Source organism: Pseudolysinimonas sp., from assembly GCF_057350545.1.
Window position 1 is genome coordinate 19443 of record NZ_JBMRCP010000067.1, and the last position, 12902, is coordinate 32344.

Consider the following 12902-nt stretch of genomic DNA (forward strand, 5'->3'; position numbering starts at 1 on the left):
GGGTCGAGATCATCCATTCGCGTCGAGAGCGCGTGCGCGAATCCGAGGACTCGACGCAGATCGGCCTACTCGGCGTCGGGAGGCGTCGTCGGGGCCGCGACAGAGGGTGCGGGCTCGTCGTCGGGGAGCTCCTCGAAGAGCCCCGGCGGCGGCGTCAGCACGACGCTGCCCGCGGCGAGGTCGACGGTCGGCACGAAGGCCGCGACGAAAGGCACGAGCACCTCGCCGGAGCCGGTGTCGATCGCGAGAAGGTCTTGCGCGGGGAAATGGTCGACGCGCGCGATCCGACCGACGTCGACGCCGTCGCGCACCGCGCGGAGTCCGACGAGCTGATGGTCGTACCAGGCGTCGGGCTCGGTCGGGAGCTCGGCGGCATCCTGATCGACCCAAAGGATGGCGCGCACGAGCGACTCGGCGGCCGTGCGGTCGTCGACATCCTGGAAGAAGCCGACGGGTTGGGCGTTGTACCAGCGCAGCTCGGTGAGCTCGAGCGTCTTGCCGTGCCACGGGGATGACGTGGGCACCTGCAGCGTGAACGTCGCGCCCGGCACGAAGCGGCGTTCGGGTTCGTCGGTGAAGAGTTCGAGTTTGAGCGCGCCCTTCAGCCCGTGGGCTTTCAGAAGGCGGCCGACTCGAAGCTGCGTCGTGCCCGGAGGCGGAGCCTTGCGGGCGTTCACGCCTCGTCGGTGTCGACGACGTCGACGCGCCCGCGCTGACCGTCGGCGAGGGCCGTCACGAGCTGACGGAGGGCCTTCGCCGTGCGACCGGAGCGTCCGATGACGCGGCCCAGGTCGTTCGGGTGGACCCGCACCTCGAGCAGCTCGCCGCGCGACGAGGTCGACGACTGCACCCGCACATCTTCGGGAGAGTCGACGATCCCCTTGACGAGGTGCTCGAGGGCGGATTCCAGCATGATTACTTCTCGTCGCCCTCGGCGGCCGACTCATCGGCAGCGGCCCCGGCGGCCGGCTCCTCGGCGGGAGCCTCGGCCTCAGCGGCCGGAGTCTCCTCAGCGGCCGGAGTCTCCTCGGCAGCCGGGGTGTCCTCGACGGGCTCCGCGGCGGCGGGCGCCTCCTCGGCGACCTCGGCCTTCGGCGCCGGCTTCTCAGCCTTCGGCTTCAGAACGGGCTTCTTCTTCTCGTCGATCGAGAACGCGGCGGGCGCCTCCTTGGTGCGGATGGTGCTCTTGGCACCCTTCTCGCCCTTGAAGATGCCCCAGTCGCCCGAGAGCTTGAGCAGCACGGCGACCTGCTCGGTCGGCTGCGCGCCGACGCCGAGCCAGTACTGGGCGCGCTCGGAGTTGATCTCGATGAACGAGGGCTCCTCGGTGGGGTGGTACTTGCCGATCTCCTCGATCACGCGACCGTCGCGCTTGGTCTTCGAGTCGGCGACGACGATGCGGTAGTACGGGGCGCGGATTTTGCCGAGCCGCTTGAGGCGGATCTTGACAGCCAAGAGTTCTCCAGAGTGTGTGTGCGAAGTGTGCGAACTGCACCGTGAGCGTGGGGTGCACACTCGGGCAGAACAAGTCAGGGAGATCGTCGGCGTCGGATAGAGGGTCGGACACCGGGACCCAACGGACCATTCTGGCAGATTCTCGGCGACCCGGCGACCACGCCGGGCGAACTCACCGCCGGGCGCCCGCCTGCCTACCTCCGACGGAGCAGCAGGATGACTCCGCCGACCACGAGGACCACGAGCAGCGCGAGGCCGACCCAGACGATCCACCACAGATCGGGGGCGGATGCCGGAGCCGGCTCCGGCTCGTCGGTCGCCTCCGGCGCGGGCTCGGTCGACGGACTCGGCGTGACCGTCGGCGTCGGAGTGGGAGTGGGAGTGGCCGTGGGAGTGACGGCCGGAGTGGCCACGAAACCCGTGCCGGGGCGAGGCTTCGTCACCGGCGTGCCCCCGCCGCCCGACGGCGGCGGCGACACCGACGTTCCGGCGAGCGATCCGCACGCGCCGGCGGAGGTCGCGGGATCGAGCACCGCGACGACGACGACGAGGTCCTGCACGTCGCCCGCAGAGGCGTAGCAGGCGGGCAGCGGGCTCAGCTGCGTCCCCGGACCGTTCAGGTCGCTCCTCGCGCCGTCGACGACGCGCAGGATGTCGCCGTCGTCGTCGACGAACTGGACGCGATGAACACCGGCGGGATCGAGGAGGAACCAGAAGTTCGGGTCGCCCGTGGCGCCGCCGTAGCTCTCCGTCACGTCTTCGAGCACCCAGACGCCCCCGGAGGCTCGGTAGAGGTTCACCTCGAGGTCGTCGATCGGGTCGCCGTCGTCATCCAGCGCGGAGCCGATGATCTCCGGCCCGGTGCTGTACTCGAGCAGCTCGAAGTCGATGTCTTCCGCCGGCTCGAGGAGTGACGCGCTGACCGGGTCGAACTCGCAGCCGCAGATGTCCCAGCCGTCGTAGGTCATCCCCGCGTAGTCGTTGTCGCCGTAGGTGTAGACCATGTACTCATCGCCGGGCCGCACGTAGAGCGTGTACTCCCCCGACGCGTCGGTCTCGGCGTAGGTGTAGTCGTCGTCGTTCTCAGCCTCGACCTCGATGCCGTCGAGCGGTACGCCGTTCCCGGTCACGCGTCCGGTGATGATCGCGGCGGCCGGCATCACCACGCTCAGGCCCGAGAATCCGACGCCCGGGAGGCCGTCCAGATGTGTCGCGAGCGCCGGGTCCATGTTGTAGCCGCCGCCGAGGAACGTGTCGATGTACGGTGATGCGTCGTCCTCGACGAGGAAGCGGAGCGTGAACTTCGCTGCGGTGATGGGCGCCAACAGCTCGAACGTGCCGTCGGTCGACGTGAAGGTCGCCGGGGGCTGGATATTGATCTGCTGCCACTGGACACCCCCCTGGAGCACGTACAGATCGACGCGGACGTCGCCCATCGTGGGCGACCAGTTCGAGATCGTGCCGGTGCTGAGCACGTAGCGGTTCGTGACGACATCGCCGAGGTCCGGATCGGGTTCCCCATCCTCGATGGTGAAGAAGTCCTGCACGACGCTGAAGCGCTCGCCCCCGGTTCCAGCTGTGCCCTCCAGGACGAAGGCCTCATAGCCGCCGTCGGCGAGGCCGGAAGCCCCGAAAACCCCGTCGTTCCCCGTCGTCACCGTCTGGCTCACGCCGGAGACGGCGTTGCCGGCACCGTCGCTGCGCTGCGAGATGAGGATCGGAACCCCCGCCGCAGGCGCACCCAGCTGATCCACGAGCCGCCCCGTGAAGCCTCCGACAGCCGACGCCGACGTGACCGGGATCAGCGCCCCGAGCAGACCCAGGGTGAGGGCCGCCAGAGCGGCGACGAAGCGGTGGCGGCGACCGATGGCGGCCTCGGGATGACGGGACACGGGGGGGCCTCGATCTGTGGGGTTGCCTCACCTTAGCGGTGCACGGGCTCCACTTCGACCTGCAGCCCGACGACGCGCGACCGACGCCGCGACAGGGCGACGCCGATGAGGCAGATCACCCCGCCGGCGAGCGCGAGCGGATGCGGGATCTCCTGGAACGCGAGGAAGCCCATGACGGTCGCGAGCGGCGGCGACAGGTAGCTCGCGATGCCGAGTTGCCCCGCGGGCATCCGCTTCAGTGCATAGGCCCACGTCGTGAACGCGAGCGCCGTCGGCACGATGCCGAGGTAGACCGTGCCCCACCACGCCGACGGCGGAGCGACAGCGAGCTGCTCGATGAGGGCCGGGGCGAACGGTAGGCACACGACGAGCCCGATCGCGCAGCCGAGGAACGTCGCCTGGATCGCCGGGATGCGCCGCACGACGGGCTTCTGCGTGAGCACGCCGATGGCGTAGGTGACGGCGGCGACGAGCGCGAGCACCGCCCCGAGCAGGTCGAAGGGATGGGCCGCGCCCGACGCGAGCAGCGTGCCGACGCCGATGAGCACGACGCCCGCGAACGCGACCGCGGCACCGATCGCGAGCCACTTCGGCACGCCCTCGCCGAGGAAGACCCCCGCGCCGAGCGCGATGAGGATCGGACCGATTCCCACGATCATCGCGGCGGTGCCGGCATCCAGGGTCTGCTCGGCGGTGTTGAGCGCGACGTTGTACGCGCCGAACCAGGCGACGCCGTAGACGGCGAGCTGCACCCACTCGCGCCGCGTCGGCCAGACCCAGCGGCGGGCCGCGAGCACGAGGATGCCGAGCGCCACCACACCGACGACGAGACGCCCCAGCGCGAGCGGCCCGCCGTCGAGGAACGGGCCGACACCGCGGATCACGACGAAGGCGCTCGCCCAGGCGAGGAACGTGAAGACGACGGCGCCGAGCAGCAGCCAGCGCGAAGGGGTCACGCGCTCACGCTACGGACCACGACCGACGTGCGACAGCGGAAACCGGACGTCGCGCTACGCGAAGCTGCCGTTCAGGAGATGCTGTCCCGCCACGCGAGCAGTTCGCGCACGGCATCCATCCCCTGGCCGGCGTTGATCGCGATCTCGAAGAGGGTGACGTCGAGTTCGCGGTACTGGTCGAGGGCTGCGCGGTCGAGCGAGCCGAACCCGCGCACGGTGGTGCCGGTCGAGAGCTCGATCTCCGAGATGTCGCGGCCGACCTCCTCGCACCAGTGCCGCAGCACCGAGAGCTTGCGGATGAGGGTGTCGGGGTCGGAGAAGCTGTGCCAGATGTCGGCGTGCTGGGCGACGATCTTGAGCGTCTTCTGCTCGCCGCCGCCCCCGATGAGGATGGGGATGTGCCGTGTCGGCGCCGGGTTGAGCTGCTCCCAGCGCGCGCGGATGCGCGGCAGGTCGACGGCGAGGGCGTCGAGTCGCGAGCCCGCGGTGCCGAACTCGTAGCCGTATTCGGTGAAGTCGCGCTCGAACCATCCCGACCCGGTGCCGAAGATGAACCGGCCGTCAGAGATGTGGTCCAAGGTGCGGGCCATGTCGGCCTGCAGGTCGGGGTTGCGGTACGCGTTGCAGTTCACGAGCGGGCCGAACTCGACGCGGGAGGTCTGCTCCGCGATCGCGCCGAGCATCGTGTACGCCTCGAAGTGCAGGCCGTCGGGGTCGCCCGTGAGGGGGAAGAAGTGGTCCCAGTTGAAGATGATGTCGACGCCGAGGTCTTCGAGCTCGCGCACGGTGTCGCGGATGAGCGAGTACGGCGCGTGCTGGTTGGAGACCTGCACCCCGATGCGCACCGGCCGGGTCATCGGCCCAGCATCTTCTGCAGGGCCTCGAGTTCCTCCGGTGTCGGCGCGGACTTGCCGTTCTTGCCCAGCCCGAACGCTCCCCCGCCGGCGGACGTCGGAGCGATGCCGCCCGACGCGCGGGCCGCGTCCTCGGCGGCGCGCTTCGCGGGGTTACCGCTGCGCGAGCCCTTCTTCGCCTGCGGCTTCTTCTTGCCGCCCCCGTACGACCCACCCGGGATCGGGCCCATGCCCGGCATCTGCGGCATGCCGCCCTTGGCGACGGTCTTCATCATCTTCGCGGCCTGCTCGAACCGCATGACGAGCTGGTTGACGTCGGTGACGGTCGATCCCGACCCCTTCGCGATGCGCAGGCGGCGCGAGCCGTTGAGCAGTTTCGGCGTCGTGCGCTCGGCCTTCGTCATCGACTGGATGATCGCCTCGGTGCGCACGAGTTCGCGCTCGTCGAAGTTGTCGAGGGCCTCGCGCATCCCGCGGGCCCCCGGCAGCATCCCGAGCATGCCCTTGATCGAGCCCATGTTGCGCAGCTGCTGCATCTGCTTGAGGAAGTCGTCGAGGGTGAAGCTGTCGGTCGCGAACTTCTCGGCGACGCGGGCTGCCTCCTCCTCGTCGAACGCGCCCTGCGCCTGCTCGATGAGGGTGAGGATGTCGCCGAGGTCGAGGATGCGCGACGCCATGCGGTCGGGGTGGAAGGGCTCGAAATCATCCAACCCCTCGCCCGTGGAGGCGAACATGATGGGGCGCCCGGTGATGGAGGCCACCGAGAGCGCCGCACCACCGCGGGCGTCACCGTCGAGCTTCGAGAGCACGACGCCGGTGAAGTCGACGCCCTCCTGGAACGCGCGGGCGGTCGTGACGGCGTCCTGGCCGATCATCGCGTCGATGACGAACAGCACCTCGTCGGGGTCGACGGCCTTGCGGATGTCGGACGCCTGCTTCATGAGCTCGGCGTCGATGCCGAGGCGGCCGGCGGTGTCGACGATGACGGTGTCGTACTGCTTGCGCTCCGCCTCCTTGACGCCGTCCTTCGCCACGCGCACGGGGTCGCCCACGCCGTTGCCGGGCTCGGGCGCGAACACGGGCACACCGGCCTGCTCGCCGACGACCTGCAGCTGCGTGACCGCGTTCGGACGCTGAAGGTCGCTCGCGACGAGGAGGGGCGTGTGGCCTTCCTTCTTGAGGTGCTTCGCGAGCTTGCCGGCGAGGGTCGTCTTACCGGCACCCTGAAGACCCGCGAGCATGATGACCGTCGGCGGCTTCTTCGCGAACTCGAGGCGCCTCTGCTGCCCGCCGAGGATGCCGATCAGCTCCTCGTTGACGATCTGCACGACCTGCTGCGCCGGGTTGAGCGCCCTGTTGACCTCGTCGGAGAGGGCGCGTTCGCGCACCGTGCCGGTGAATTCCTTGACGACCTCGAGGGCGACGTCGGCGTCGAGGAGCGCGCGGCGGATCTCGCGCACCGTACCGTCGACGTCCGCGGGCGTGAGCTTGCCCTTGGTGCGGAGGTTCTTGAAGGTCGCGGTGAGGCGATCGGAGAGCGTGGAGAAGGCGGCCATGTCGGAGACAGTTTAGGCGGCGAGCCGCACCACGGCCCGGATCGGGGTTCGACAGAGTGGGCACATGGCTGAGAAGTCCTCGACGAAGACCCTGTTCCCGCACCCCTACCGGAGCCTGCTGTTCGTGCTCGCGATCGGCGGGGCCGTCGCCGCGATCGCCCTCGCGTCGAGCACGGGCCTCGTGCGCGACGACCCGGCTGCGATCGCGTCGATGTGGGTCTGGGCCGGCCACGCCGTCACACTCGCGATCGTCGCGGCGATCGGCGAGCTCGTGCTCGCGGGCGTGCTCTGGCGCGAAGCGGGTGCGGGCGAGCCGCCGACCGAGGGCTGACCCCGACGCGTGGCGTCAGCGGCCGGAGGCGACCGCGACGACGTTGATGACGAAGACGACGAGCCCGATGCCGGCGATGATGAACGACCAGAACCGCATCGGGATGAAGAACAGGCTCGACCCGGGCTTCACGACGATCGGCTGACCCGACTGGCCGTCGACGGCGGGTACGACCTCGTGGGTCTGCACGCGGCCGTCGGGGTGCGTGTAGGGCTGCGCAAGAGGCCGCGTCACGGTGAGCGCTCGCGGCTTGTCGAGGTGCTTGTCGACGACGTGGAGGTTGAAGAAGTACAGGCCGACGGCGGCGAGCATGAGGCCGATGCCGACGAAGACGCCGTTGATCGATCCGGCGGGTCGCACGAGTCCGGTGAGGTTGGCGAGGAGGAAGCCGAGGCCCACGCCGACACCGACGAAGAGGAAAGCGAGGATGCCCCACCGGGTCCAGATGATCATTCCTCGACGTTACCCCTCCCCCGGCGCACTTCCCGTTTTCAGGACGACGTGGGGATGAAGTGGCAGACGTAGGGTCGGACGCCCCACCAGAGGACACCCGCCACAGAAAGTCCTGAAAACGGGAAGTGCCCCGGGCCAGGATGTCCTCATGGCCCTCGTCGAACGTCTGCTCGGGTTGCGGCCCGCCGCTCCGTCGGCGGACCGCCTGCGCGCGCGGGTCGACGGGCGGCTCATCGTCGTGACGGGAGCCTCCCGCGGCGTCGGCGCCGAGACCGCCGCACGCCTCGCCCTCGCGGGAGCGCGGGTCGTGCTGCTCGCCCGGGATGCCGACTCACTGGAGACCGTCGCGCGCGGCATCCGGCGTCGGGGTGGCTCCGCCGAGGTGCTCGCCGTCGACCTCGGCGACGTGACCGCCGCCGCCCGTGCCGGCGACGACATCCTCACGCTCCACGGGGCGCCCGCGATCGTCGTCTCGAACGCCGGGATGTCGCTGCGGCGCACCCTCCTCGCCTCGCGCGACCGCCCGCAGGATCTCGAGCGCACCCTCGCCGTCAACTACTCCGGACCGGTCGCCCTGCTGGGTCGGCTCGTGCCGGCGATGGTGGAGGCCGGAGAGGGACACCTCATCTCGGTCGCGTCGACGAGCGTCGACGTGCCCGCGCCCGGCTGGTCGCTGTACGGCGCCTCCAAGTCGGCGATGGATGCCTGGCTGCGGGCCGTGGCCCTCGAGCTCGCGCCGTCCGGGGTCGCCGTGACGAGCATCCGCCTGCCCCTCGTGCGCACCGCGATGAGCGCGCCGACCGCCGCGTACGCGCGCGTCCCCGCCATGCGCACCGTCGACGCCGCGAAATACATCGCCCGCGCGATCGTCGACCGTCCCCTCGTGCAGTCGCCGTGGTGGTCGCGGTTCGCCGGCATCCTGCTCGCCGCCCACCCCCGCGCGCTCGACCCCGCGCTGCGCGGCTGGGACCGGATGATCGACTCCGGCTCGCGATGACACTGCGCGCGCGGCCCGGTGCCGGAGTCGTCGCCCTCGCCGGGCTGCTCGCGCGGTCAGGTGCGCTACGGCACCCGATGCTCGCGCGGGAGGCGGCTCGGGACGGGCTGCCCGGGGTGATCCGACTCGCGGCGGCTCGGCATCCCCGTCGCGTGGCGCTGCTGCGGGATGCCGACACGATCGCCGCGGGCGACCTCGGTGCCGAGATGGAGGCCCGCGCGACGGAGCTGCCCTCGAACGGACGCGTCGGCGTGCGCAGCGACGGCGGGATCGGGTTCGTCGTCACGCTCGCCGCCGCACTCTCCGCGGGACTCGACGCCGTGCCGCTCGGCCCGCGGATGTCGGCGGCGGATGTCGCGGGGCTCGGGTTGGACGGCATCCTGGAGCCCTTGCGTGCGCGCGAGTTGCAGATTGCGCCCGGAGGACGGGGCAATGTGCAACTAACCCGACAAAACCCCGGGCGACTCCTGCTGCTCACCACCGGGACGACCGGCACTCCCGTCGCGACGACGCGCGGGCGACTCGGGATGCGGGCGCTCGCGCAGCTCGCCGACGTCGAGCGTCGCACCGCGCTGCCGACGGGCGGGCCGCTGCTGCTGCTCGCGCCACCCGACCACGGGCACGGGCTCACCGCGCTCATCGGCGCGCTGCTGCGCGGCATCCCCGTCATGCTGGGCTCCGGCCTCACCCCCGACGCACAGGCCGAGCTCGTCACCCGGCACGACCCGACGTCGGTGAGCGGCGTTCCCGCCCAGCTCGGCCGGCTGCTCGACGTCGGCGGCCTCGGCGGAGCCCGCGTCGTCGTGACCGGGTCGTCGCCGCTCGCCGCCGACCTGCGCACGCGACTCGAAGCCTCGGGTGCCACGGTGCGTGACGGGTTCGGATCAACCGCCACCGGCACCGTTGCGATCGACGGCAGGCCGCTCGCCGGCGTGCGGCTGCGCGTCACCACCTCGGGCGAGCTCGAGGTGCGCTCCCCCCTCGGCGGGCGGCGGTGGATCGCGACGGGCGACCGGGTCGTGGTGCGCGGCGGTCGCGTCCACCCCGCCGGGCGCACGGGACCGCTCGTCGACTCCGGCGGGGAACTCGTCGACCCCGCGCGGCTGCGCGCGCTGCTCGCGGCACACCCCGCAGTGCGGGCCGCCGTCGTCGACGTCGTGCCCGACGACCTGCTCGGCGTCGTGCTGCACGCCCGAGTCGATGCCGATCCCGCGCTCGACGCCGAGCTGCATGCGACGATCGCAGCCCGGCTGAGCCGCGCCGAGCATCCCCGACGGCTCGAGTTCGGACCCGTAATCTAGGGCCTATGGCGCTCCTCGTCCCGTTCGACGGACACACCCCGCACATCGACGACGACGCGTGGGTCGCCCCCAACGCGACCCTCGTCGGCAAAGTGCGCGTCGCACCCGACGCCAACGTCTGGTTCGGCGCCGTGCTGCGCGGCGACATCGACGAGATCGTGCTCGGCGCCCGCAGCAACCTCCAGGACAACGCCGTCATCCACACCGAGGCCGGCAACCCGACGATCATCGGCGAAGACGTGAGCATCGGCCACGGGGCGATCGTGCACGGCTGCGTCGTCGAGGACGGCTGCCTCATCGGCATGAACGCGACGGTGCTCAACGGCGCCGTCATCGGCGCGAACACCCTCGTCGCCGCCGGGGCCCTCGTGCTCGAAGGCACGATCGTGCCGCCGCGGTCGCTCGTCGCCGGCGTGCCCGCGAAGGTGCGGCGAGAACTCAGCGACGACGAGGTCGCGGGGCTGCTCGGCAACTCGGCGCGTTACGTGCCGCGCGCGAAGCTCTACAAGGCGGCGGAGGTCGCCGAGGGCTGACGCCGCGGCCGCCCGGCGCGCAACACGAGCAGCGCCACGGAGAACGTCGCGACGGGTCCGCCGACGAGTCCCGCGACGAGCACGGCCAACGTGGGCGCGAGGAACACCGCCACCGCACCCCCCACGAGGAAGAGCAGCGCCGGGAACACCTTCGCCGGGTAGCCCCGCAGCACGAACCATCCGGCCGTGACGAGAAGTTCCGACGCGAGCCCGACCGTCGACGCCGCCATCCGCCAGTCGAGAACGGGTTCGGCGACGAACACCGTGACGACCCAGAGCGCGATCCCGGCGACGAACAGCAGCACGCCGGGCAGCACCCGGGCGGAGTGGAACGACCCGACGATCCAGCAGACGACGAGGCCGATCGTGCCGAAGAGCGCCAGCGTCACGGCAACGGCGCTCGACGACGTCGTGAGAGCGAACTCCGAACTCACGGGCGGCAGTCCCACGATCGCGACGGACGACAGGGTGAGGGATGCCGCCGCAGCGACATCGAGCAGGCTCGGCGCGCGTGTGGAGGCGGCGCTCATGTCGCGCTCGCGGCGATCCGGATCACGACGATCGCCACCGCCGGGGCGAGTGCGACGACGAAGGCGAGCCCGGCGATCCCGCGGGCGAGGCCGCGGACGAGGCAGACGATCGAGATCACGAGCCCGGCGAGCACCAGCAGGCCGCCGACGAGGAAGACGACGATGTACGGCGTGGAATTCCCGTTACTCGCGTCGAGCCCCGCCGAGATGCCCGCGGGGAAGCTCCACGCCATCGCCGCAGCCCCCACGACTGCGAGCACGAGGGCGATCGTCGCGGGCACGCGGGTGGGACTCACGTAGACATCGCTGTCGCTCATGGCCACACCCTAGGGGGTGGCCACGAGCAGTCCTAGGGGGTGGGCTCGCTCGGCGGCGGCTCGGTGGGTTCCGTCGACGGCGCCGGCGGCGGGGGTGGAGGTGGTGGTGGCGGCGGGGGTGGCGGAGGCGGAGGCGAGGGTGTCACCGGCGGGAAGCAGTGCTTGACCGTGATGATCGCGACCTGACCCGGGTACTCGGTGCCGGTCGCGCTGTCGATGAACGTGTCGGCGTTCACGAGCACGACGACCGCGGATCCCGCGGGCCCGTTGTAGTTCACGGCCGCCGGGATGCGGCGGATGAGCGCGGCGCCGAGCGACTCCGACGGCGGGATATCCCACGGGAGGATCGAGCCGCCGGGACCCCAGACGCACTCGCCGTTGGGCCACGGGCTGTCGGTGTAGGTCGGCAGGTTCCGCGCCGAACGGTAGGCCGAGATGGTCGCGTAGACGGAGGCCTGGGTCTCCGGCACGCGTGGTGTGAAAACCAACCCGGGCAAGATTTCGATCGCGCCCCCCGTGCCCGTACCCGTGCCGCCGTCGGCGGCCTGCGGGGGCTCCGGCTCCCCGGATGCCGACGCGACGCCCGCGGCGACGCCCGCCTCACCTCCCGCGACGACCACCTCGAGCGGGACGTCGGGGACCGGCCCCGCGGAGTCGAGCGCTTCCTCCAACTCGGGTGTCGGTGCCGCGGCGAGCGCGACGCCGACGAGGATCACGAGCGCCGCGACCGACGCGGCGACTCGCACGAGGATGCCTCGGATCGACATCCGGCCTCCCTGAAGACCGCCGACCCCAGTGGCCGGAATGGCTCACTGTAGCAGCGCGATGCGCCCCGTCAGGAGGGGTTCACCCCACGAGCTGCTGCGCGAAGACGTGCGGCGTGAAGCCCGTGAGATCGCCGATCCCCTCGCCCTGACCCACGAGCTTGATCGGGATGCCGGTCTTCTCCTGCACGGCGAGCACGAAACCGCCCTTCGCCGAGCCGTCGAGCTTCGTGAGCACGAGCCCCGTCACCCCGGCGTGCTCGATGAACGCCTGCGCTTGCGCGAGCCCGTTCTGTCCCGTCGTCGCGTCGAGCACGAGCAGCACCTCGGCGATCGGCTCGAGCTTCTCGACCACACGCTTCACCTTGCCGAGCTCATCCATGAGGCCCGACTTGGTCTGCAGACGGCCTGCGGTGTCGATGAGCACGATCTCGATGCCCTCGCGCTGTGCCCGCTCCACCGTCTGGAAGGCGACGGATGCCGGATCCTGCCCCTGCTGTTGCGGGCGCACGATCTGCGCTCCCCCGCGCTCGGCCCAGGTCGCGAGCTGCTCGACCGCCGCGGCGCGGAAGGTGTCGGCGGCCCCGACGACGACCGTGCGGCCGTAATTGGTGAGGAACTTCGCGAATTTGCCGATCGTCGTCGTCTTGCCGACGCCGTTCACCCCGACGACGAGCACGACCGCGGGGCGGTTGCTCAGCGTGAGCGTCGAGTCGAGCCGGGAGAGGCGCTCCTCGATCGTCTCGCGCAGCATCCGCTGGAGGTCGGCCGGATCGGTCGTGCGGAAACGGGCGACCTTGCCGCGCAACTCGTCGACGATCGCGTCGGTCAGATCCGGTCCGAAATCGGCCGAGATGAGAGCATCCTCGAGGTCGCTCCAGGTCTCGTCGTCGATCGTCGCGCGGGAGAACATCCCCTTGAGGGCCGAGCCGAGTGACCACGTCGCCATGCCACCATGGTCGC

At 71.0% G+C, this 12902-nt stretch carries 16 protein-coding genes; 4 read left to right on the forward strand and 12 right to left on the reverse strand.

Annotated features, from left to right (window positions below; translation table 11 throughout):
• Positions 1 to 65: 65 nt before the first annotated feature.
• The 7 genes from rimM to ffh all read right to left on the reverse strand — a co-directional run bounded on the left by rimM (position 66) and on the right by ffh (position 6713).
• Positions 66 to 677 carry a ribosome maturation factor RimM gene (gene rimM / locus ACO1X9_RS09545; protein ID WP_486350596.1) on the reverse strand — a complete coding sequence of 204 codons (612 nt, stop codon included), beginning with the start codon at positions 675 to 677 and terminating at the stop codon, positions 66 to 68.
• Positions 674 to 913: an RNA-binding protein gene (locus ACO1X9_RS09550; RefSeq protein ID WP_486350597.1), complete on the reverse strand. Its 240-nt coding sequence runs from the start codon at positions 911 to 913 to the stop codon at positions 674 to 676. Before ACO1X9_RS09550 ends, rimM begins: the two co-directional genes overlap by 4 nt.
• Positions 914 to 915: 2 nt before the next feature.
• Positions 916 to 1455, reverse strand: a complete 540-nt coding sequence (rpsP, locus tag ACO1X9_RS09555; RefSeq protein WP_486350598.1) for a 30S ribosomal protein S16 — start codon at positions 1453 to 1455, stop codon at positions 916 to 918.
• A 194-nt stretch (positions 1456 to 1649) separates the two neighbouring features.
• Positions 1650 to 3347, reverse strand: coding sequence for a carboxypeptidase-like regulatory domain-containing protein (locus ACO1X9_RS09560; RefSeq protein ID WP_486350599.1), 1698 nt, complete (start codon positions 3345 to 3347; stop codon positions 1650 to 1652).
• Between the two features lie 32 nt (positions 3348 to 3379).
• Entirely contained in the window at positions 3380 to 4303 is a 924-nt protein-coding gene (locus ACO1X9_RS09565; protein WP_486350600.1) for a DMT family transporter, read from the reverse strand.
• 71 nt (positions 4304 to 4374) lie between these two features.
• Entirely contained in the window at positions 4375 to 5160 is a 786-nt protein-coding gene (locus ACO1X9_RS09570) for an LLM class F420-dependent oxidoreductase (RefSeq protein WP_486350601.1), read from the reverse strand.
• A complete protein-coding gene (gene ffh / locus ACO1X9_RS09575; RefSeq protein WP_486350602.1) occupies positions 5157 to 6713 on the reverse strand; it encodes a signal recognition particle protein in 1557 nt (518 codons plus the stop codon). The genes ACO1X9_RS09570 and ffh overlap by 4 nt, the downstream gene beginning before the upstream one ends.
• A 64-nt stretch (positions 6714 to 6777) precedes the next feature.
• On the opposite strand from ffh, the gene ACO1X9_RS09580 reads away from it, so the two are divergent.
• Positions 6778 to 7044, forward strand: a complete 267-nt coding sequence (locus tag ACO1X9_RS09580; RefSeq protein WP_486350603.1) for a hypothetical protein — start codon at positions 6778 to 6780, stop codon at positions 7042 to 7044.
• 15 nt (positions 7045 to 7059) lie between these two features.
• Here ACO1X9_RS09580 and ACO1X9_RS09585 read toward each other — a convergent pair whose 3' ends face one another.
• Complete coding sequence (locus tag ACO1X9_RS09585; RefSeq protein WP_486350604.1) at positions 7060 to 7497, reverse strand: hypothetical protein; 438 nt, start codon at positions 7495 to 7497, stop codon at positions 7060 to 7062.
• Positions 7498 to 7645: 148 nt separating this feature from the next.
• Here ACO1X9_RS09585 and ACO1X9_RS09590 point away from each other — a divergent pair, with 148 nt between their 5' ends.
• Genes ACO1X9_RS09590 through ACO1X9_RS09600 form a run of 3 tightly spaced genes read left to right on the forward strand, consistent with a single transcriptional unit; the run spans position 7646 to position 10328 of the window.
• Positions 7646 to 8494 carry an SDR family NAD(P)-dependent oxidoreductase gene (locus tag ACO1X9_RS09590; RefSeq protein ID WP_486350605.1) on the forward strand — a complete coding sequence of 283 codons (849 nt, stop codon included), beginning with the start codon at positions 7646 to 7648 and terminating at the stop codon, positions 8492 to 8494.
• Positions 8491 to 9795 carry an AMP-binding protein gene (locus ACO1X9_RS09595; protein WP_486350606.1) on the forward strand — a complete coding sequence of 435 codons (1305 nt, stop codon included), beginning with the start codon at positions 8491 to 8493 and terminating at the stop codon, positions 9793 to 9795. Before ACO1X9_RS09590 ends, ACO1X9_RS09595 begins: the two co-directional genes overlap by 4 nt.
• A gap of 5 nt (positions 9796 to 9800) precedes the next feature.
• Positions 9801 to 10328: a gamma carbonic anhydrase family protein gene (locus ACO1X9_RS09600; RefSeq protein ID WP_486350607.1), complete on the forward strand. Its 528-nt coding sequence runs from the start codon at positions 9801 to 9803 to the stop codon at positions 10326 to 10328.
• On the opposite strand, the gene ACO1X9_RS09605 is transcribed toward ACO1X9_RS09600, so the two are convergent.
• From ACO1X9_RS09605 to ftsY, 4 genes are all read right to left on the reverse strand, one after another.
• Positions 10298 to 10858: a hypothetical protein gene (locus ACO1X9_RS09605; protein WP_486350608.1), complete on the reverse strand. Its 561-nt coding sequence runs from the start codon at positions 10856 to 10858 to the stop codon at positions 10298 to 10300. The genes ACO1X9_RS09600 and ACO1X9_RS09605 overlap by 31 nt on opposite strands.
• Positions 10855 to 11175 carry a hypothetical protein gene (locus tag ACO1X9_RS09610; protein WP_486350609.1) on the reverse strand — a complete coding sequence of 107 codons (321 nt, stop codon included), beginning with the start codon at positions 11173 to 11175 and terminating at the stop codon, positions 10855 to 10857. The genes ACO1X9_RS09605 and ACO1X9_RS09610 overlap by 4 nt, the downstream gene beginning before the upstream one ends.
• 32 nt (positions 11176 to 11207) lie before the next feature.
• Positions 11208 to 11942, reverse strand: coding sequence for a hypothetical protein (locus ACO1X9_RS09615; RefSeq protein WP_486350610.1), 735 nt, complete (start codon positions 11940 to 11942; stop codon positions 11208 to 11210).
• 79 nt (positions 11943 to 12021) lie between these two features.
• Positions 12022 to 12888: a signal recognition particle-docking protein FtsY gene (gene ftsY, locus ACO1X9_RS09620; RefSeq protein ID WP_486350611.1), complete on the reverse strand. Its 867-nt coding sequence runs from the start codon at positions 12886 to 12888 to the stop codon at positions 12022 to 12024.
• Between the last annotated feature and the right edge of the window lie 14 nt (positions 12889 to 12902).

Bases quoted from the DNA above. Each gene is read 5' to 3' on its own strand.
- ACO1X9_RS09610 (WP_486350609.1), bottom strand. From the start codon at position 11,175: ATGAGCGACAGCGATGTCTACGTGAGTCCCACCCGCGTGCCCGCGACG.
- ACO1X9_RS09605 (WP_486350608.1), bottom strand. From the start codon at position 10,858: ATGAGCGCCGCCTCCACACGCGCGCCGAGCCTGCTCGATGTCGCTGCG.
- ACO1X9_RS09600 (WP_486350607.1), top strand. From the start codon at position 9,801: ATGGCGCTCCTCGTCCCGTTCGACGGACACACCCCGCACATCGACGAC.
- ffh (WP_486350602.1), bottom strand. From the start codon at position 6,713: ATGGCCGCCTTCTCCACGCTCTCCGATCGCCTCACCGCGACCTTCAAG.
- ACO1X9_RS09615 (WP_486350610.1), bottom strand. From the start codon at position 11,942: ATGTCGATCCGAGGCATCCTCGTGCGAGTCGCCGCGTCGGTCGCGGCG.
- ACO1X9_RS09595 (WP_486350606.1), top strand. From the start codon at position 8,491: ATGACACTGCGCGCGCGGCCCGGTGCCGGAGTCGTCGCCCTCGCCGGG.
- ACO1X9_RS09570 (WP_486350601.1), bottom strand. From the start codon at position 5,160: ATGACCCGGCCGGTGCGCATCGGGGTGCAGGTCTCCAACCAGCACGCG.
- ACO1X9_RS09580 (WP_486350603.1), top strand. From the start codon at position 6,778: ATGGCTGAGAAGTCCTCGACGAAGACCCTGTTCCCGCACCCCTACCGG.
- ACO1X9_RS09550 (WP_486350597.1), bottom strand. From the start codon at position 913: ATGCTGGAATCCGCCCTCGAGCACCTCGTCAAGGGGATCGTCGACTCT.
- ACO1X9_RS09590 (WP_486350605.1), top strand. From the start codon at position 7,646: ATGGCCCTCGTCGAACGTCTGCTCGGGTTGCGGCCCGCCGCTCCGTCG.
- ACO1X9_RS09585 (WP_486350604.1), bottom strand. From the start codon at position 7,497: ATGATCATCTGGACCCGGTGGGGCATCCTCGCTTTCCTCTTCGTCGGT.
- ftsY (WP_486350611.1), bottom strand. From the start codon at position 12,888: ATGGCGACGTGGTCACTCGGCTCGGCCCTCAAGGGGATGTTCTCCCGC.